The organism is Pseudobacteroides sp., assembly GCF_036567765.1.
GTDB lineage: Bacteria > Bacillota > Clostridia > Acetivibrionales > DSM-2933 > Pseudobacteroides.
Genome location: NZ_DATCTU010000118.1, coordinates 17,924 through 36,738 on the forward strand (window position 1 = coordinate 17,924; position 18,815 = coordinate 36,738).

The window sequence follows — 18,815 nt, forward strand, 5'->3', positions numbered from 1 at the left end:
AGTGTTTACTTGTAAGATACAGTGTCTTGTTTTTAATAAGCGTACAAATATATAAAAGGTGGGTGCAAAAATGTCAACAAATGTTTTATTGAGAGAGCATGCACTAGAAACAGTAAATGCTATGCTAATGGATAAACTGATTAGTGCACAGGATTTAAGGAAATTTATTCCTCAAGAGATCAATACAACAGAGCCTGAATACTTACGTCAGGAAATGGAAAGTTGGTATAGAACGCTTGGGATCGAAGAATTAATTAAAGAGAAATTCAGCTTGAAGCTACCGTATTTTACACGCCAGGAAATACAGGAAGCGTATGAAAATAATGAAATCATTCTTTGTGTACCAAAGGGCATAAGTCGTAAACAGTTAGGAATGCTATTCAATTTATCAAGTTGGGCTTTGGAGGATGAGCTGGTAGGACAAACAACGGAGATAGAAGATTTTTGGTTTAAGGCGAAAAATACTTTGACCCCTGAGCATACAGACAAGCCAGGAAACGAAATTAAGAGAATTTATGAAAAAGAAGGAAAGCTTGGGATGAGCCTTGAGCGCTATATGGCTTTTGTTGCACGTATGCGCTATTTACATGGGCAAACTCCAGATCTTAAGTTGAAGACATGGATAACTCATGGAAGATATGAGGGAAAAGCAATGCTTGTTGCCGGATTTGATTCAAAGTCTAAATTTTCTGTTCACGGTTGGATGCCTAACTTTCATACCCCACAAGTCGGGGGCCGCTATGTCATCATACCAGATCACTTATATATATAGATAATCAAGTATTAAAGAAATTTTATAATAGTGAGAAATGATATATGGAGTCTTTACTATATTCTCGTGAAAATATAAAAATCCTTGTAGAAAACGGCAGCCCTAGGATGGATATTCAAATATTTAATGAAAAGGTACCTGAGGATGGTGCACTCATTAGAATCCTTTTTTCTTTAACAGGTACTCGAAATGATTTATCGTGTTTAAAGGATCTCGCTTCTTTTAGCAATATACCTGGTCATTTTGGTTATACAAGCGTTGGAGTTGTGGAAGAAGTCGGGAGTTGCTGTAGTTTTGCTGAGAAAGGGAAGACAGTACTTTTGCCTGCTCAGTATAGTAAATATATAAGTATAAAAGCATCGGATTACCAGGAAATGAGGGCGGTTTTGTTTAAAGCGGTTCCAAACGATGTGGACAAGGTTGATGTACTGTTTCTTCCTGCTTTATGTACCGCGTTAAAATTATATTCAAACTTAGATGATCCTGAAAAAGGATCTATTATTTTTTTAGGGTGCAATATTATAGGCACTGTTTTTTTGAAGCTATTAGGCTGTGAAGGAATACATCCGAGCATATATATCGATCATGCGGATATGAAAGCTGAACTACTCCTGGAAAATGGAGGGGAAGCTGTTATCGAAAATGGAGAGCAAATGCCCAAGGAGATGGCTAAGAAAGTCAAGGATGTTTTTGTTTTTTCTGCATCACCATGGATTGATGATATAAGAGAAAATTCTTCATTGGATCATGCTAACTTTATTGATGTACCACAAGAAGATATAAAGCAAGAAAGATATCCATGGGTGTCCTACGATGTTCAGCAAGCAGCTTTGGATTTGATTAGCAATGGAGGTCTCTACTTTAGAGACCTAATTGCACAACATATACATGCAGAAACAGTACAGGAAACTTACAAGTCAATTAAGGAAAACACCTATAAAGGTAGAGTGCTTGTTTATGATTGGTAATGTAGGCGATAATTGTTGGAGAGTATAAGGAGGTTCTTATGGAAATAGCACCGTTGAAAATAGCTTTTAGTGAAGAAGAAAGAAAGTGGATATTAGATAGAATAAATGAATCCTTAAAAAGAGGAGAAATAAGCCAAGGACGTAATGTTCAGGAACTTGAAGAGAAGTTTGCTGCATATACGAGGGTTAAGCATGCAATCGCTGTTAACTCCGGTACAAGTGCTATTGAAATTGCCATGAGAATACTGGGGGTAGTTGGTAAGGAAGTTCTGGTTCCTACAAATACATTTATGGCTACAGCTACAGGTGTGTTGTTCGCAGGTGGTAAAGTGCACCTTGTAGATTCTGACCCAAAGACATTATCTATAAGCTTGAAAGAATTGAAAAATAGAGTTACTAAAGATACGGCAGGGGTTATTATAGTCCACATCGGAGGGATCATAACCCCTGAAATTAATGAAATTAAAAAATGGTGTGCTGAGCAGGGGATTTGGCTTTTTGAGGATGCTGCTCATGCTCATGGAAGTGCTTTTAATAATTGCTTTGCAGGCGGATTTGGAATTGCAGGAAGTTACTCTTTCTTCGCGACCAAGATCATTACTAGCGGTGAAGGCGGAATTATTGTTACGAATGATGATAATCTAGCTGAAAAAGCACGGTTATATAGGAATCATGGAAAACCTAATGCCTGGGTAACGAATAATACTCTCCTTGGTTCAAATTGGAGAATGAGTGATATCACCGCTGCTATTGCTTTAGCACAGCTTGAACGGTTAGATGAAATTATTACTGCAAGAGAAAAATTGGCAAATAAGTATAACGATCTCATGAAGGAATTGCTTCCTGATTTGAAGATAGTACTTCCTTCAAGCAGGAGTAGTTGGTACAAGTATATAGTACTATTGCCCAAGGGGGTAAGCCGTGATGCTGTGAAACAAGCGATAAAAGATAGAGGCATTGGATTACAAGGAGAGGTATATGGAATCCCTTTGCATAAGCAGCCTGTGGCAAAAGAGGCTGGTTTTGAGGGCAATTTTCCTAACGCAGATGATGTCTGTGAGCGTCATATTTGCTTACCGATTTATCCTAGTTTAACGCTGGATCAAGTAGAGAAAGTCGTAAGAACTCTAGCTTCTGTATTAAATGAAACAAAAACCTAACATTTGGTATACAAGGGGTATTTTATGATTTCTGAAATTTGTGTAGAGGGGTTTTAAAAAAACATACCGTGTACCGATAAAAGAGGTTGGCTTAACTGCTGCACTTACATTCCTGCGGAGGCATTGGTAAACCAGGTGAGCATACCAGAGATTGCTTTGGGATGCTTGTTTGCAGTGCTGCTGTTTTTAGCAGCAACTTTGTTTTTTAAAACGAGTATCAAAAAATATTCCAGTGCGTCAAGTTAAACATAAAAGGTATTAAAAGTAGTCTGGAGGGGTGTAGATGTACAAGAAGGAATCTTTATATGAGATATTTGAAGAAATTTGTAGACAAATGCCTGCAAAGCTAGCATTAGTTTTGTCTGAGGAAGAAGTGAGCTATGAGGCTTTACTAAATAGAGTAATTACTTGGACTAATAACTTTATATCCATAGGGGTGAAACCTGGGGATAGGGTACTTTTGGTAACGGATCACCGATATGATTTTATTGCTATCTGGTTTTCTTTGTGGAAGATGAAATGCATTCCGGTACCTTTAGAACCTACAGTGAGTTCTTCCGAACTTGAGTGTGCCATACTTTCGTCAAAAGCCCACTGGGTATGCAGTGAAAATAGTGAGCATGTGCAAGCACTTTCTATTGATTCTAGAAGGCATAGCTTTGATATTCATCCAGAATGGATTATCGCAAAGATGAATCTGAAAGAAACCCTTGAGCACATGCCAGACAATGCCTTTTATGTTTACACATCAGGGACAACAGGCACGCCGAAGTGTGTTATCTATGATCATGACGCATCTATGGCCACCGTAGACTCACTATTTGATGCGTATATAATGACAGAGAAGGATGTTGTACTAACACCTCTAACCCCTACACTCCCAGCAACAATGTTTACTGTTATTCTTCCAACCCTAACGAAGGGAGCCACCCTTGTGATGCCTGACGAGCCTATTCCTGGGCTTATACTAAAATTGCTGACAAGGACAAGGGCAACCGTATTTTTTGCGGTACCCTACTTTTACAATTTGTTGATTGATGCAATTAAAGTAAGGGAGTTCTCAGATTGGGAAAATTTAAGGCTATGTCTTTCCACTTCTGCGTTTCTAACCAAGCAAACGTTTGATGAATTTTATGAATTATCTCATATTCCAATTAGGTCTATATTCTGCACATCCGAAGCGATGTACTGTACCTTTAATTCATCTGATGACCCTGAAAAACTTTGTAGATCTGTTGGGAAACCTCAAAAAGGAGTTAAGATCAAGGTAATTGATGCAGAAGACAAACAACTATTGCCTTTACAGGAAGGGCAGATTATTGTTTCAGGTACCCATCTCTCAAAGGGATACTTTAATCGACCAGAGCTCGAAGAAAAGGTTTATCGCAATGGATGGGTGTATACCGGAGACATGGGGTATTTTGACGAGGAAGGGAATTTATATATAACAGGCAGACTATCTGAAACGATTAACGTAGGAGGATATTTGGTAAATCCACAGGAAGTGGAAGGCATCCTTCTCTCGTTTCCAGGAGTTGCCGAAGCCCTGATCACTGCAGAAAATGACCCAATGGTAGGGGAATCAATTATAGGAAAAATTGTTATAAAAAATGGTCAGTATGTACATATCGAGGATTTAATACAGCACTGTAAGAAAGTACTTTTTCATTACAAGGTGCCCAGCAGGATTGATGTTGTAGAAGAGCTTCCCAAAAGCCGTTATGGCAAAATCCGTAGGCTGGTTGAGGAAATAATCTGAACAGAAAAGAGGTGAAAACTATAAATATTACATTAGCAGAATGGAGATCTAACAAATCTTTGTATAAATGGGGATCTTTGGGGATACAATATATCGCTTCATCACTAAGGTATGAAGGGCATTGTGTTCATGTATCAGTATATGAGGGAAAACCAGTAGATCAGGTTGCTAAAAGCATATTACTGCAAAAACCGGATGTAGTGGGAATTCCGATTTTCAGGGAAACTTGGGATACAATGTTTGACTTAACCAGGAGACTGAAAGAAAAAAGTCCCCAGTTAAAAATATTTACTGGTGGGCATACCGCATCTTTATATGCTGGAAAAGTATTGGAAACCAATCCCTATATAGATATCGTAGTTTGCGGAGAAGGCGAAATGACCGTAGTGGAGCTTTGTAACAGAATTCAGGAAGGTAGCAGTCTTGAAGGTTGTAAAGGGATATTCTACAGGGAAAACGGCTGCATCTTTAGAAATGATTCAAGAGGATTGGTTGAAGACCTCGACAGCTTGCCTTTTCCAGTGATGGACGTTATGAAGGATATGACGGCTGAAGATCAGCCATATATATTTGTTACTATTTCTTCTTCTAGGGGATGCTTGGGAAACTGTGAGTTTTGTGTTGAACATAGAGTTAGTAGAGTTCGGGGGTACCCCCAATGGAGAGGAAGATCACCTGAGAATGTAGTGGATGAAATTATTAATATTAAAAATTCTTTTCATGGAAAGCGGCTGATTGTTAATTTTATAGACGGAGCTTTTGAAGACCCAGAACCTCAGAATAAAGAGCGAGTACGAAAAATGATGGATTTGATAGAGCAGCACGGTATAAAAATGGCCTTTTCCTTTTTGACCAGGGCAGAGTCATGGTCAGAAAGGGACGAAGAGCTTATTGCAAGAATGAAAAACTTGGGGCTGTATTGTATATCTATCGGTCTTGAAAGCGGCTCGCACAATTCCCTAAAGATTTTTGGTAAGCGTGCAACCATTGAAGACAACATACGAGCCTGCAATCTTTTTAAAAGCAAGGGAATTTCTGTGTATGGCTTTTTGATCATGTTCCATCCCTATGCAGCATTGATGGATTTAAGAGAGACTGCCAGGTTTTTAAAGGAAGAAGGAATGACCCATCGTCCTGAAGTATGGCCTCATGCGGTTTATGTCTACCCCGATACACGATTGTTTCAAAGAATTACACAAGATGGTCTACTACTTGGGACGGATGAAGATGGATATGCTTATTCCTACGCATTTAAAGATGGACGTGTTGGAAAGCTGTGTAAAATAATGGAGAGGATAAAAAACTTAAGCAGTTTTATTGCTTTTCAGCTTCTCTTGGATAAAGTCTCTCAGGAATTTGAATTATATGAGGTCTGGAAAAACTTATACGAAGAATTTAAAGACATTCAGCCATTGGTAGAGGGGTATCAGTCTGAATTTAGAAGCATCATCAATGAGGTAGGAAATCATCAATATGACTTATTTATTGCTTTAATTGAAGCGGCAGAGGACAATCGTCTGGAAGAGGTAGAAAAGAGTATCATTGATGATTGGGAGCAGATACTTTTAAAACAAAAGGAATTATTGGAAAAGAAGTGGTTTCAAAACCGTATGCAATTGGCAAGAAGGAAAATCCGAATAGTCTAAGGATACAGGAGGAAAAAACTGCCGATGAAAGTACCAAGTGTTGTTTTACTTGAATGGCGTTTATATAAACGTGCGGAAAGGTACTCCCTGGGTTTAAATTATATTCACGCAGCACTAAAAAATTCAGGGTTCAATACTCAAACTTTTTTGTTTGAAGGAGTTTCCATTGAGAAGGCCTGTGAAGATATACTGGCAGCAGATCCAGATATTGTGGGAATTAAGTTTTACAGTGAAACCTCTGTGCCCACATTTGAAATTGCAAGAAAATTAAAGGAAAAAAAGCCCCAGATAAAAATAGCGATAGGGGGACATACAGCGACATTATATGGTGCCCTGATCCTAAAACAGGAACCTTCCATAGATATCGTGGTTAGTGGGGAAGGGGAACTGACATTTATTGAGCTTTGTGAGAGGATACAAAATAATCAAAGTCTCTCAGACTGTCAAGGGATTATATACCGTGAAGGCGATACGATTTTTCGGAATCAGCCCAGGGGATTTATTAAGGATCTTGATACGGCGATATTACCGGACAGTAGTGTTTTCGAAGACTCGAAAGATCCATCCAGTTGGTTTGTGCAGTATGCTATTTCTACGGCGAGAGGATGTACAGGAAACTGTTACTTCTGTGTTATTAACAGGGTTTATGAGGAAAAGGGAAAGAAACAGTGGAGAGGAATGTCTCCGGAGAAAATAGTGGATGAACTTGAACAGGCATCCTTAAAGTTCTCTAATAAGCAGATGATTGTAAAATTTGTGGATAGTGCTTTTGAGGATCCGGATCCAAAGACTAAAAAACGACTAAGGAGAATTATTCAATTAATAGGGGAGCGGCACTTAAATATTGCATTTTCATTTTTTACCAGGGCCGAATCATGGAGTTCTGAGGATGAAGATTTGATCATTGAGATGAAAAAAGCAGGATTATATAAAATTTCGCTTGGACTGGATGAGAGCATTAAGCCCTACGCTATTAGAGATTTTACACGGAAAGCCTTGTGCCAGGAAAATAAACAGGTAAGCAAATTGTTTGAGCGGAACGGGGTTCAGCCGTATGGATATTTAATATTATTCCACCCCTTCATAACCATGGAGAACCTTGAAGAAAGTGCTATATTTTTAGATGAAATCGGAATGTCTCCATATCCCGATGTATGGACTCATGAAGTCACTTTATATCCTGACACGAGGCTTTTTAGTCATGTTGTAAGCAGCGGACTGCTTTTAGGTACTGATTCTGAAGGGTACTCATATAAATATGGATATGAAGATGGAAGAGTGACCAAGATGCAAGCTGTCATCCATGAAGTCAAAGAGCTGACTAGTTTTAGGAATATTCGAAGTTCAATGCTTAAGGTAGATATGGACTTTGATGTCTATAATGCATGGAGTGGAAGAATGCAAGAAATGCAAGTGATTAAGGATGAGATGGATACATATAAAAGCAAGGTCTTGTCGCTCTATAAAGAATTGGGGAACAGGCAAAGGGAATTATTCTTGGAGGCCGTTAGCATTATAAAACAAGGCAGGTTTAACTCTAACAGTTGGATTGTTGAGGCATGGGATCAGGTTTTTAGTGAAAAACAAGGTGAGCTTGAAAAAATGTGGCTTCAAAACCGATTGCAGATAGGGAGAAAAAAGGTAAGGTTGAATTAATCGGTGGTAGAAGTTTTATTTATAAAAGTGAGGTCATATATATGGATAGAAAACATGAAGGTCAAAAATTTAATGTGGTTCTATTTGAATGGAGATACAGCGAGACACTATACAAATATACATTAGGTCTTCACTATCTGACATCGGTACTCAGGAAAGCGAATTTTAATGTATGGGATCTGATTTTTGAGAAAGAGTCTGTGGGAGAGGTTTTAGAGCATATACTATTGCTTAATCCCGATATGATTGGCATACATTTTTACCGTGAAAAGGAGAACTCTATTTTTGCTTTTACACGGAAGGTTAAAGCAATGAACCCGAATATTAAGATTGTCCTTGGAGGGCATACTGCCACATTGTATGGTGCACATATCCTGAATACAGAGCCTGCCATCGATATTATTGCATTTGGCGAAGGCGAGCTGACAATGGTAGACCTATGCAACCGCCTAAAAAATGGTCAAAGCCTTGAGGGGTGCAAGGGGACTTTTTACAGAAAAGATGGTGTGATTCATCGAAACGAAGACAGGGAACTGATTGAAAATCTTGACGAGCTGCCTTATCCCGCCCTGGATGTGTTATTAGAAAAGCATACAACTTCCAAATGCGTGTTCGCCGCCATATCAACCTCAAGAGGGTGTATGGGAAAGTGTGGGTTTTGTATAACCAACAGGGTATTTGATAACTTGAGTGAGAAGGGATGGCGTGGCAGGTCTCCAGAAAGTGTAGTAGGAGAAGTAAAATACCTGCAAGAGGCTTTTCCAGGGAAACGCCTGGTATACAGGATCGTGGATGATCCTTTGAAGACCCGGACCCCATTGAAAAAACCAGGTTAAAAAGGATTGTTGAACTATTTGAAGAGAACGATATCAGAGTTCCATTTGGTATACTAACCCGGGCAGAATCATGGTCAGAAGCGGATGAACCTTTGATTCAGCGTATGAAGAAGGTAGGGCTATATCAAGCAGCGGTGGGCTTCGAGGCCAGTACACCGTACTCTCTTGAAGTTCTTAACAAGAGGGCGACAATAGAAGACAACTATAGGGCAAACAACTTATTTACTCGGAATTATATCAATGTATTTGGTTTTCTAATCATGTTCCACCCCTACACAAGCTTTGAAGAATTGAAAACAAATGCAAACTTCCTGTTGGAAATGGACATGGCATATCAGCCTCAGAATTGGTGGTCGGAATTATATTTGTGGCCGGATTCCAGGATACTCCCTAATATTGTCCGGGATGGATTGTTATTGGGACCTGAGCATAGAGGATATCAGCTTTTGTATGCTTTTCAAGACGGACGTGTTGGTAAGGTACATAAAGTATTACAAGAAATCGGTGATTTGGGCAGTATCCGGTCTTATACAGAAAGTATTGAGAAAGTCAAACTGGAGTGTATACTATATGACGTTTGGAAAGACCAATACGAAGAGATGAGAGTCATAGAAGATGAAATGCAAGCCTATCAGGAATTGTATAAAAATACCCGTAAGGTTGTGGGGAGTAAACAATACGAGATATTTATGAGGTTATTGGAGGCTGTGGAATCAAACACACTACAATCACAAAAAGATGCCTTGATCAAGGAATGGGATGAATTGGGGCTTACAAACTATCAGGAGTTGGAAAGAAACTGGGTAAGGTTTCGTATGCAGTTTGGACGCAAAAAGGTTGTTTTAATTTGATTTATGAGGGGAGTTATAAGAGATGATGATTAACGCTAGCTTACTTGAAATCATTGAAGAATCTTTTAACAAATATGCAGATCGTATAGCTATTGACTATGAGAATACTACAGCTACATATAAGGAATTGAAGGAAAAAACCATCTGCTGGTCAATGGAGATGGAGTCTATAGGTATCAAATTCAAAAATCGGGTGCTGCTTGCCATAGATAGCCACATTGACTTTATTGCTGTTTGGATTGCATTATGGAAATTAAACTGCATACCAATTCCCATGGAAGCTACTGCTACAGCTTTAGAATTGGAGCGTGCAGCAAAAGAAAGCCAATGTGAGTTTATCATTGCTTCTTCCATATGCGGTATTGCAGAAACACAGGTAGTAAATAAACTGCCTTCTCACATCCAACCAACGTGGACTTATATCCAGGTAAAAAGCATGTCAAGCAGCAGAATTCCTGAAGATGCAGCCTTATTTTTCTATACATCAGGAACAACAGGATTACCCAAATGCGTTGTTTTCGACCATCAGGCGATGAAAGAAAATGTAATATCACTAGCTGAAAAAATCAATCTTTCGGAAGAAGATGTTTTTTTTACACCTCTTTCACCCATGCTGCCAGCCACGATTGCGACTGCTGTACTTCCGGCCCTTTCTAAAGGGGCGGCTCTAATCACTGTAAAAAATCCGATTCCAGGTAAGTTATTGAGAAAGATAGTTGATAAAAAAGTAACTGTTTTCTTTGCAGTCCCATACATGTATGACATCATAACAACGGCAATGAGTGTAAGGCAGGAAGATGCCTGGAATAACATTCGCCTATGTCTTACAAGCTCAGCGTTTATGGAAGCTCATATTTTTGAAAAATTTTATTCATTGACGAGTATCCCAATCCGCTCCATTTACTGTTCTTCAGAGGGTGGAGCTGTTACATATAACGATGCTGAGGACATCATAAAGGTGCGTAGCTCGGTTGGAAGGCCGCTTCAGGGGGTAGAGCTAATAATTGTTAATGGGGAAGGCCGTGAGGCAAATCCTGGTGAAATAGGTGAGATTTACGTTGCAGGATCACATCTGGCTGCTGGCTACTACAATAAGCTTGAGTTGCAGGAAATAGTGTTTAGCCCGCAGGGAATTAGAACCGGTGATTTAGGTGCCTTTGATAGTGAGGGGTATCTAACGTTGCATGGGCGTGCATCCGAGACCATTAATGTAAGCGGGCACTTAGTAAATCCTGGAGAGGTTGAGGAAGTTATAGCGGAAATTGCGGCTATTTCAGAAGTGGTGGTCTATAGTAAGGCGGACGAGCACCTTGGGGAATGCATTGCTTCAAAAATAGTCCTTAATGATGATTGCACAAATCTTAGTACGGATGAAATACTTGACTTTTGCAGTAAAAAGCTGAATCATTATAAGCTGCCTCGTCACATTGAGTTTGTTAAAGAACTACCTAAAAGCCGTTATGGTAAAAAAGTGAGGACTTTTCATGCTAACGGGGGTTGGGAATGATACTGGTAACCGGATGTGCAGGATATATAGGGAGCCGGCTTGCCGAGGGTCTTTTGAAGGATGGAATGCAGGTAAGGGGAATGATTCTTCCTGATGAAAGAGAAAATGTCAAACACTTGGTGAAACTGGGGCTAAAGGTTTGGGAAGGTGATCTTCTAAAACCAGAAACTTTGGATGGAGTCGGTGAGGATATATCAATGATATATCATTTGGCAGGGGGGCATTTTTCATCCATTAAAAAAATGGAAGAACTTTATATTGAAGGTACAAGAAGATTGCTGGAAAATTTTGTAGAGTGCGGCATTAAGGCTTGTGTGATTGCAAGTAATGGAGCTGTTTATGGTGATTGTGGGGACGAAATAATCAAAGAGAATCGTGAACCAAGACCTACTCACCCCTTTGGAGATATTACATTAAAAATGGAACAGCAGGTAATGAAATATCACAAACAAAACGGATTTCCAGGAATAATTTTGCGGATTGCTGAAGTATACGGGCCTGCACAATATAATTTCCTAAAGAGTGGATCCCCTCAAAATACTATTCTTCTTGGAGATGGAACAAACTTTAATTCTAGAATTCATATTAAGGATGTACTCAATGTTTTAAGGCTTGCACCCTTCAAATTGGCTGCAGGCCAAGCCTATAACGTAACAGATGATCAGCCTGTACGACAGGTGGATTTTTATACCAAACTAGCTGAAATAACGGGGAGTGCACCGCCAAGGTGGATTTCGTTAGATAATATGGACCATAGGATCAAATTAAGTATTCATGGATTGCGTGCCCTATCTCTAAGGATGTCAGGAGAAAAAATCAAAAAGGCTCTTGATTATGAGCTGATATTCCCGACGTATAAAGAAGGTATAAAGTTCTTATCAGTGCTCAATGAGTAGCTGTCAATGAACGAAAAATATATTTAGGAGGTGGATCCTTTGAAAATTGAAGTAAATTGTAAAAATAATCAATGGTGGAGTATGATACTAAATCAAGATCAGAACAAAAGATATTCAAGACAAATTATTATGGATCAATTTGGATATGATGGTCAATAAAAATTAACGAATACAAAAGTTCTGGTTATCGGTGCTGGTGGTCTGGGATCACCAGCATTATTCTACCTTGCAGCTGCTGGAGTAGAGACTATTGGTGTAGCGGATTTTGACGAGGTAGGAGTTTCCAAACTCCAAAGGCAAATACTTCATTTTACCAATGATATAGGTAGAAAGAAGGTTGATTCTGCCAGTGAAAAATTATTGGCATCAAATCCTGACATTCAAATTGTGAAGCATCGCTGCAGGGTAAGATAAATAGTAGAAGGAGAGTGTCTTTATGGATAATCCATGTACGTGTGCTGAAAAAGTACTTCCTAATGGTACTGTAGTTTCGAGTTTTCCTGGTGTAGGCGGAGAATGGGAAGTACCTTCGCAATTCCAGCATGTCCTAGAGTATTTTAGGCACGGGATCGATGTAAGTGAAGCATCCGTTGTGTTAGACATAGGAGCAAATATTGGTCTATTTGCTTTAACAGTTTATGACCGCTGTAAAGGGAATGTATGTGTACATTCATTCGAGCCGATTCCTCCAACCTTTGATGATTTGGAGAAAAACTTTTCGTGCTACGATACGAATAAACTTAAGGCGTATCCCTTTGGTATTTCAAATAAAACAGGAACACTTAGCTTTACTCATTATCCTAATGCACCAGGGCTTTCCACTCACTACCCTGAATATATGAAAGTAGGCCTGGAGCAGATGTTAAATAATATAGAAAGTAACGCAGAGGCATTGCCAGAGTTTTTTGTTAATGCAAATAAGCAAGAAATTACCGAGGATAAAGATAAAAGCCGCTTTAACAAAATGCGTGCAGTTTTAGGGCTCAAAACTGTCTTTCAGGAACTGCATGTCCAATGCCAAGTCAAGACGCTATCCGATTTTATGAAGGAAAATACAATTGAGAAAATTGATTTGCTGAAGGTGGATGTAAATGGCAGCGAAATGGATGTTTTTGAAGGCATTGAGGATAGAGATTGGCAAAAGATCAGACAAGTAGTTACAGAAGTGCCTCTTGGAGGTGAAAGGCTTGAAATTCTAAAAGACCTTCTTCATAAAAAAGGATTTACAAGTGTCATCGCAGAAGAACAAGCACCTGTTGTAAATAAAGGACTAGCATACTTTATAGTTTATGCAAAGAAGTAAGATGCTCTATGAGAGGAGTTGTTTTTAGTGAGGCTTTCCGTCGCATATAATGGAGATCTGGAACTCATTGATAGGTTAAGGGACATAAAATCTGTTGTAAATATATTTGGTGCTCAAAGCAAAAGTGTAACCGGAGGGGGGAGAAGTTCCTTTACTCTTCCGGATGTTCATCAGACAGATATTGAAAAAGCAGTGGATAAAGCTCACTCATACGGGATTGAATTTAACTATGTAATGAATAGTTCGTGTATGGGCAATAAGGAATACACAAGTTCCAAATATAAGGACATTGTGGAGCACTTGGATTGGCTGATGGAAATGGGTGTAGATTGGATTACCCTTGCAAATCCATATATTATTGAAATTAGTAAGAAAAGACATCACAATTTAAAAATTAGCCTCTCTTCTTTCGTAACAGTAGAAAGTGTTCAGAGAGCGAAATATTATGATGAAATCGGTGTAGATGAAATTACGGTAAGGGAAAATGTAAACAGGAGTTTCCAACTGTTAAAAGAAATGAAACAGAGTGTAAAGTGTGAGATTCAATTGCTTGCAAATCAAGCTTGTTTATACCAGTGCCCCTATCAGTTTTACCATTGTAACTTTGTAAGCCATGCCTCTCAAAGAGACAACCCGTCATCGGAGGGTCAACTGGATTTCAGCATTTTAAAGTGTAACCACTTGAGGTTTACGGATCCTGCGGAGCTTATAAAGACTTGTTGGATAAGGCCGGAAGATCTCTTGCATTATGAAGAGATTGGAATTGATAAGTTTAAATTATCGGATAGAAGCAGTCCAACCTCCTGGTTGGCCAAAGTAGCTGAAGCCTATCATAATAGAAGGTTTGAAGGAAATCTGGCAGAAATTCTTAATCTGTGTATAGGAATGAATAGAAGGCAAGCCAATAGTCCATTGCAGGCAAGTCATCCAAAATTGACTGATGAATATAAAAATATGCGTAAACTTTTAAAAGCCTTTGCTCTTTTAGAAGTCAATATTAAAAATGAGGGATTGGAAGGGTTTATAAATTATTTTAAGTCTAAGGATTGTAAATCCACATCCTGTGATAAATGCCAATATTGTAATAAAGTTGCAGAAAGGGTTGTTAGCTTTCCTTATCCGGACGGTATTAAAAGGGCACTGCAGGATATCGATGATTTGGTTGAGCAAATGGTAACCCGTGGAATAGCTGAGTAAATAAATTATGTGAGGTATATAAGCATGTTTCAGATGAAAGATGTGGATGCATTTATCCTAAATTTAATATCAAATGAAGCCAAAATATCGAGTCTTGATTTTGAGGACACTGTTGAGCTGAGTTCCATCCAAATATTAAGAGTTCTGGCACAGATAGAAAAAAAGTTTCAGGTTGAGATCGATGACAAATATGTATTTCATGGATTGTTTTCTAGTGCAAGGGTGTTGAGTTCGTATATATCCAATAAACTTAGCTTGACAGATAGCAAAGAGTGGATGGAAAGTATTAAAAAATAATATTTTGGAGGTTCATTGTGAATAGTGAACATATGGCAATGAAGGTTGATGATAAAGAAGGTATTCAAAATCTGGTAGTTCTTATGGGAACAGCAATGACAAATGCATTTGTCTTAGGAGATATTGAGCTTTTTATGAAATGGTTTACCCTTGATATTGTAAGTGATTACTATATGCGCAGATGGTTTTCGGGATATGCCGTAAAAGTGGCACAGCCTGCCAAGTGTAACTTTGACATTGAGAGCCTGGAAAAGGAATGCAGTGATTGTTTTACATGTAAGGTTAAATTTGAAATGATTTATGAAGTTCATGAATCTGAAACTGCATTTTTCACCATGAAGGTGCAGCACAACAGTAGTGAAAGATCCGTAAAGATAACCGAGGTTCAGATAAGCCTGGATCATCCAGCGTGGAAAGATGACCCTATGTTAGTCCAAGGGGAGCTGCTACAGGAAGGTCGTATCAAAGAGCATTTGTACGCTTCAAAGTCCAAGGAATATTTGAATCGGAAATGGTGGGAAGAAAATGAACTGGCGGATATAAGCTGTGAATCAGAGGAATGTCTGAAAGCAAGTATTTATGCCCGGGCGATTCCAAAATCCGTGAGGTTTAGAAATACACATCCTGAAATAGACAGTGCCACTGTATTGTCTGATATGATGTCATATAAGGCCGCCAGATTGGCGTTCATATTAAAAGGCGGAAATATGGCTGCAAGTGTGAAGAAGATTAACCATTTTGGACAAGAAGCTCTTTTGACAAAGACTTATTCAGAGGTAAAAAAGGAGGATTCTACCTATTTTCCAGCAAGGGAATTGTCGCTGGTTCCCCTTTATAATATTGATGAGACCTTTCATCTGATGAAATCCTGTGAAAAGGCAGAGATCAGTTGCGTAGATATGGCATCGTTCTACACTTCACTTTTGCGGCTTAGTGGCATGAACCCCACAGATATTTTTGTAGTAATCCAACCCTTTCACTATTTGACGATACTTAAGCTGCCTAAAAGCTACTATATTATAAGCATCAATGAGATTATGCCTATGAGCTCAAAAAGGCTATACGGAGACACAGATGTTACCAGAGTTGTTACACCAGCATTTTTCCTGGATGGGGAAGGCCAGACAAATATGCCGGATGACTTATTGCAGGAGGTGCAGCAATTTTTTAAAAATGGCATACCGATTTTTTCAATGCCAAAGGCGGATGAAAAGGCAAATGTTTTGCCTTTAGATGTTGAAAGCTGCCCAACTGTAAATGAATACCCTACTGCCGAGGAACTAAACTGGGCAGTACGAAAATATGTTTTTGAGATGAGCCGTAAATATCCTGCATCTCCCTTTACATGGGCAAAATATTCGTACCAGACATTATTGGTAAACCAGCCCCAAGCTTATATCCTTTGGGCTATGAACTCATTGGAACTCCAGGGATTTTCAAAAGGATGCGACTCATTAGAACAAATTCTTACGTGGATGGCTGAGAGTCTTCATAGTGAATCAATATTTGAGGAAGCAGATAGAATCATGACCGCAGATCAGGTTTTTCGTAATAAAACCGGCGGGCATAAAGATAAAGCGGTATTTTTATTTACAACTGCCAAATCTGCGAATTTAGCAGACGAAGGCGGTGTTATCATCACACCCGAAAGAAGCTATGTTGCTTTACGTAAAGCTTTAGAAAAGTATATTGTGATTGATTCAGAAAAACTAATCCCGGTTTCCGAAATAGAAGGAAATGTGATATTGGCATTTGATGATGAAAATTGCTTTAAGCCTAAGGGGAAAAAGTTTGGAAAGCACCCGGCATGGTTAGAGGCTGTTGTATAAATTAAAGCAACTCAAGATGATAGTATTGCAAAATTATGTTGTTTAGGAAAGGATGTATTTTATGAATGAAAAACGAGAGGAAATTAAAGAAAAGCTCCGTGAAATTTTTAGTGCAGTTTTAGGAAGGGAAATCACAGAGGATAGTTTCAAAGAGGGGCCGGGACTCACGGGAAGGTTGCATATCGATTCATTAATGGGCTTACAGATTATTGTAAAGATAGAACAAAAATTTGGCGTCATTATAGAAGATGATGATTTTGCAATACAAATGTTGGACGCTATTGATAAAGCAATAGATTTTATTGAAAGTTCTATTTCTCCCGATATAACGGTTCCATAATCTATTGATCTGAGGTATGAATATGAAAATAGAAGAAAAAATACCCGATATTGTAGCGGATGAGTTGGCGGTTCATCGTGAGCATATTGTTAAGCAGGTGATAGGAAGGCTGGAAATGGCTCTAAGAAATGGTGATTGCGACTTATGGACTAAGACAATTTATTCTGAGGATGATATTGCAAATGAAGCTCAAAGAATTTGGTTTGAAGGGTATATTCTAAACCCTAATGCTTATAATGTAAGCATTAAAACACATTCTATTGTAAGCAATTTTACAAATGTTATAGTTGACTGCTATTTGCAGTTGGAGTATGAAAAATTTAATCCTGTCAAAGAACTACACCGGTATACCATAGAATTCATCCATAAGTTAGGCGACTGGCGAATCACATGGCTTGAAAAAGTTCCAGCTTCCTTTGAGACGGATTGGATCAAAGGCCATAAGCCTTTCGACTTGACAGTAAAAAGCGAAGCAGATAATGAAATTTGGTGGGAAAATGAGAGCTTTATAAATCTTGTTAGGGAAGCCAAAGATCCACTATCCCCTTTAGTATATGCCAGAGCAATTCCTAGAAATATACGTTTCCGGGAGGCTCACCCCATGATCGAATGTGCTGCTTTGTTAGTGAATATGATGTCCATGAATACTTTGCAACTGGCATCACAAATTTTCGACAGTAACAAGCTGCAAATGTTAGCTAACTTGTATAATGCATCAAGGGATCGGATATTTATTAGATTAGTCCGCCCAGACCGTGATAATACATGGGCTAGTAAGTATTTAGCCCCCTGGTATGGGATTGATGAAATGGTCAGTTCAAGGAATGATGATGGGATCATAATCGGAAATTGTTCACCGGTCATGTCATTGTATTTTGCCATATTACGTTTGGGTGGTTTTAAGTTTGGGGACTTATACCAACTCCGAATGAATAATCAGGATGTGGTCCTGGTGAGCATAGATTCCCAGGTATATTTGCTTAGCTCAGATAAACTGGTAGAACTTACGGATAAAACTCTCTACCATAATACAAGAGTAACGAAAGTATATAACGATCGATGGATATGGACATCTTTAGGGCTAACCAATATACCTGAAGCAATGCAGAAACAGCTCTCGGACTGGTTTATTAAAAATATTCCGAATTTCAGATTTCCTGATGAAGTGAAGGATTCGGGTTTAGCTTCTATTTTTAAGCCAGAGTCTGATCTACCCAGTTTGCTAAATATCCATGAGCCAATATTATTGAGTAGGAAAATAAAAGAGTATATCCTAAAAGCGAGCAATGAATATCCGGAGTCTTCTTATACATGGGCAAAGTATGGCTACCAGACGCTTTATGTACCTAAGCCTGAAACTTATGCAGTATGGTCATTGCAAAGCCCCCTCATGCAGGAATTTGTAAAAGGGTGTTCGAATTTTGACCATTTAATAACAGTGCTAAAAGAATATAAGAAAGAATCTATTTTTGTGGAAGCAGATAGGATTATGACTGCTGATCAAGTGATTCGAAATAAAAGAGGGGATTATAAATCTCTTGCACTTTTCATGTATACTTGGTTCGTGCTGAGAGATAATAAAGAAGGACTTGTATTAATTACCAGCAAATGCTATTATTGTGGTTGGCTAGCCGAAGGTATTTGGAAATTTTGGGATATTGAAAACGAGAAGGAGGTATCCACGCCTAAAGGGAAGATCATTCTAGCTTTTGATAATAAATATAGTTATTATCCTATGTCGAAAGCAATAAGCCAAATGGAGCCTTCGTGGTTGATGCTACTAGTAAATTGACAAGGA

The 18,815-nt window shown here is 38.7% G+C and carries 17 protein-coding genes and 1 pseudogene; all 18 read left to right on the forward strand.

Features of this window, described 5'->3' with window-relative positions; genetic code table 11:
• The first annotated feature begins 70 nt into the window (after positions 1-70).
• The 18 genes and pseudogenes from VIO64_RS19315 (at position 71) to VIO64_RS19395 (ending at position 18,809) form a co-directional block, all read left to right on the forward strand.
• Positions 71-772 carry a hypothetical protein gene (locus tag VIO64_RS19315; RefSeq protein WP_331921313.1) on the forward strand — a complete coding sequence of 234 codons (702 nt, stop codon included), beginning with the start codon at positions 71-73 and terminating at the stop codon, positions 770-772.
• Positions 773-816: 44 nt separating this feature from the next.
• Positions 817-1,740 carry a hypothetical protein gene (locus VIO64_RS19320; protein WP_331921315.1) on the forward strand — a complete coding sequence of 308 codons (924 nt, stop codon included), beginning with the start codon at positions 817-819 and terminating at the stop codon, positions 1,738-1,740.
• Positions 1,741-1,778: 38 nt separating this feature from the next.
• Positions 1,779-2,900 carry a DegT/DnrJ/EryC1/StrS family aminotransferase gene (locus tag VIO64_RS19325; RefSeq protein ID WP_331921317.1) on the forward strand — a complete coding sequence of 374 codons (1,122 nt, stop codon included), beginning with the start codon at positions 1,779-1,781 and terminating at the stop codon, positions 2,898-2,900.
• A gap of 108 nt (positions 2,901-3,008) precedes the next feature.
• Positions 3,009-3,146: an ABC-2 family transporter protein gene (locus tag VIO64_RS23160; RefSeq protein WP_414705317.1), complete on the forward strand. Its 138-nt coding sequence runs from the start codon at positions 3,009-3,011 to the stop codon at positions 3,144-3,146.
• A 37-nt stretch (positions 3,147-3,183) separates the two neighbouring features.
• Positions 3,184-4,659 carry a class I adenylate-forming enzyme family protein gene (locus VIO64_RS19330; protein WP_331921319.1) on the forward strand — a complete coding sequence of 492 codons (1,476 nt, stop codon included), beginning with the start codon at positions 3,184-3,186 and terminating at the stop codon, positions 4,657-4,659.
• A 59-nt stretch (positions 4,660-4,718) separates the two neighbouring features.
• Complete coding sequence (locus VIO64_RS19335) at positions 4,719-6,305, forward strand: B12-binding domain-containing radical SAM protein (protein ID WP_331921321.1); 1,587 nt, start codon at positions 4,719-4,721, stop codon at positions 6,303-6,305.
• A 24-nt stretch (positions 6,306-6,329) separates the two neighbouring features.
• Positions 6,330-7,961 (forward strand): B12-binding domain-containing radical SAM protein, encoded by a 1,632-nt coding sequence (locus tag VIO64_RS19340; protein ID WP_331921323.1) that lies wholly within the window; start codon positions 6,330-6,332, stop codon positions 7,959-7,961.
• Positions 7,962-8,002: 41 nt separating this feature from the next.
• Positions 8,003-8,797 carry a B12-binding domain-containing radical SAM protein gene (locus tag VIO64_RS19345; RefSeq protein ID WP_331921325.1) on the forward strand — a complete coding sequence of 265 codons (795 nt, stop codon included), beginning with the start codon at positions 8,003-8,005 and terminating at the stop codon, positions 8,795-8,797.
• Between the two features lie 92 nt (positions 8,798-8,889).
• On the forward strand, positions 8,890-9,648 hold the full coding sequence (locus tag VIO64_RS19350) for a hypothetical protein (RefSeq protein ID WP_331921327.1): 759 nt from the start codon (positions 8,890-8,892) through the stop codon (positions 9,646-9,648).
• 22 nt (positions 9,649-9,670) lie between these two features.
• Positions 9,671-11,155 carry a class I adenylate-forming enzyme family protein gene (locus tag VIO64_RS19355; RefSeq protein WP_331921329.1) on the forward strand — a complete coding sequence of 495 codons (1,485 nt, stop codon included), beginning with the start codon at positions 9,671-9,673 and terminating at the stop codon, positions 11,153-11,155.
• On the forward strand, positions 11,152-12,051 hold the full coding sequence (locus VIO64_RS19360) for an NAD(P)-dependent oxidoreductase (protein ID WP_331921331.1): 900 nt from the start codon (positions 11,152-11,154) through the stop codon (positions 12,049-12,051). Before VIO64_RS19355 ends, VIO64_RS19360 begins: the two co-directional genes overlap by 4 nt.
• Before the next feature lie 171 nt (positions 12,052-12,222).
• Positions 12,223-12,465 (forward strand): annotated as a pseudogene (locus tag VIO64_RS19365) (HesA/MoeB/ThiF family protein); the annotation flags it as partial.
• A gap of 22 nt (positions 12,466-12,487) precedes the next feature.
• Positions 12,488-13,354 (forward strand): FkbM family methyltransferase, encoded by an 867-nt coding sequence (locus tag VIO64_RS19370; RefSeq protein ID WP_331921333.1) that lies wholly within the window; start codon positions 12,488-12,490, stop codon positions 13,352-13,354.
• Positions 13,355-13,381: 27 nt separating this feature from the next.
• Positions 13,382-14,551, forward strand: coding sequence for a peptidase U32 family protein (locus VIO64_RS19375; RefSeq protein WP_331921335.1), 1,170 nt, complete (start codon positions 13,382-13,384; stop codon positions 14,549-14,551).
• 24 nt (positions 14,552-14,575) lie between these two features.
• Positions 14,576-14,848 carry a hypothetical protein gene (locus VIO64_RS19380; RefSeq protein ID WP_331921337.1) on the forward strand — a complete coding sequence of 91 codons (273 nt, stop codon included), beginning with the start codon at positions 14,576-14,578 and terminating at the stop codon, positions 14,846-14,848.
• A gap of 17 nt (positions 14,849-14,865) precedes the next feature.
• A complete protein-coding gene (locus VIO64_RS19385) occupies positions 14,866-16,677 on the forward strand; it encodes a hypothetical protein (protein ID WP_331921339.1) in 1,812 nt (603 codons plus the stop codon).
• 61 nt (positions 16,678-16,738) lie between these two features.
• Positions 16,739-17,017, forward strand: a complete 279-nt coding sequence (locus VIO64_RS19390) for an acyl carrier protein (protein WP_331921341.1) — start codon at positions 16,739-16,741, stop codon at positions 17,015-17,017.
• A 22-nt stretch (positions 17,018-17,039) separates the two neighbouring features.
• Positions 17,040-18,809, forward strand: a complete 1,770-nt coding sequence (locus tag VIO64_RS19395; protein ID WP_331921343.1) for a hypothetical protein — start codon at positions 17,040-17,042, stop codon at positions 18,807-18,809.
• The last annotated feature ends 6 nt before the right edge of the window (positions 18,810-18,815 follow it).

Coding starts and splice junctions, on each gene's coding strand:
- VIO64_RS19360 (WP_331921331.1), top strand. CDS start 11,152: ATGATACTGGTAACCGGATGTGCAGGATATATAGGGAGCCGGCTTGCC.
- VIO64_RS19355 (WP_331921329.1), top strand. CDS start 9,671: ATGATGATTAACGCTAGCTTACTTGAAATCATTGAAGAATCTTTTAAC.
- VIO64_RS19330 (WP_331921319.1), top strand. CDS start 3,184: ATGTACAAGAAGGAATCTTTATATGAGATATTTGAAGAAATTTGTAGA.
- VIO64_RS19320 (WP_331921315.1), top strand. CDS start 817: ATGGAGTCTTTACTATATTCTCGTGAAAATATAAAAATCCTTGTAGAA.
- VIO64_RS19345 (WP_331921325.1), top strand. CDS start 8,003: ATGGATAGAAAACATGAAGGTCAAAAATTTAATGTGGTTCTATTTGAA.
- VIO64_RS19315 (WP_331921313.1), top strand. CDS start 71: ATGTCAACAAATGTTTTATTGAGAGAGCATGCACTAGAAACAGTAAAT.
- VIO64_RS19340 (WP_331921323.1), top strand. CDS start 6,330: ATGAAAGTACCAAGTGTTGTTTTACTTGAATGGCGTTTATATAAACGT.
- VIO64_RS19395 (WP_331921343.1), top strand. CDS start 17,040: ATGAAAATAGAAGAAAAAATACCCGATATTGTAGCGGATGAGTTGGCG.
- VIO64_RS19325 (WP_331921317.1), top strand. CDS start 1,779: ATGGAAATAGCACCGTTGAAAATAGCTTTTAGTGAAGAAGAAAGAAAG.
- VIO64_RS19370 (WP_331921333.1), top strand. CDS start 12,488: ATGGATAATCCATGTACGTGTGCTGAAAAAGTACTTCCTAATGGTACT.
- VIO64_RS19380 (WP_331921337.1), top strand. CDS start 14,576: ATGTTTCAGATGAAAGATGTGGATGCATTTATCCTAAATTTAATATCA.
- VIO64_RS19390 (WP_331921341.1), top strand. CDS start 16,739: ATGAATGAAAAACGAGAGGAAATTAAAGAAAAGCTCCGTGAAATTTTT.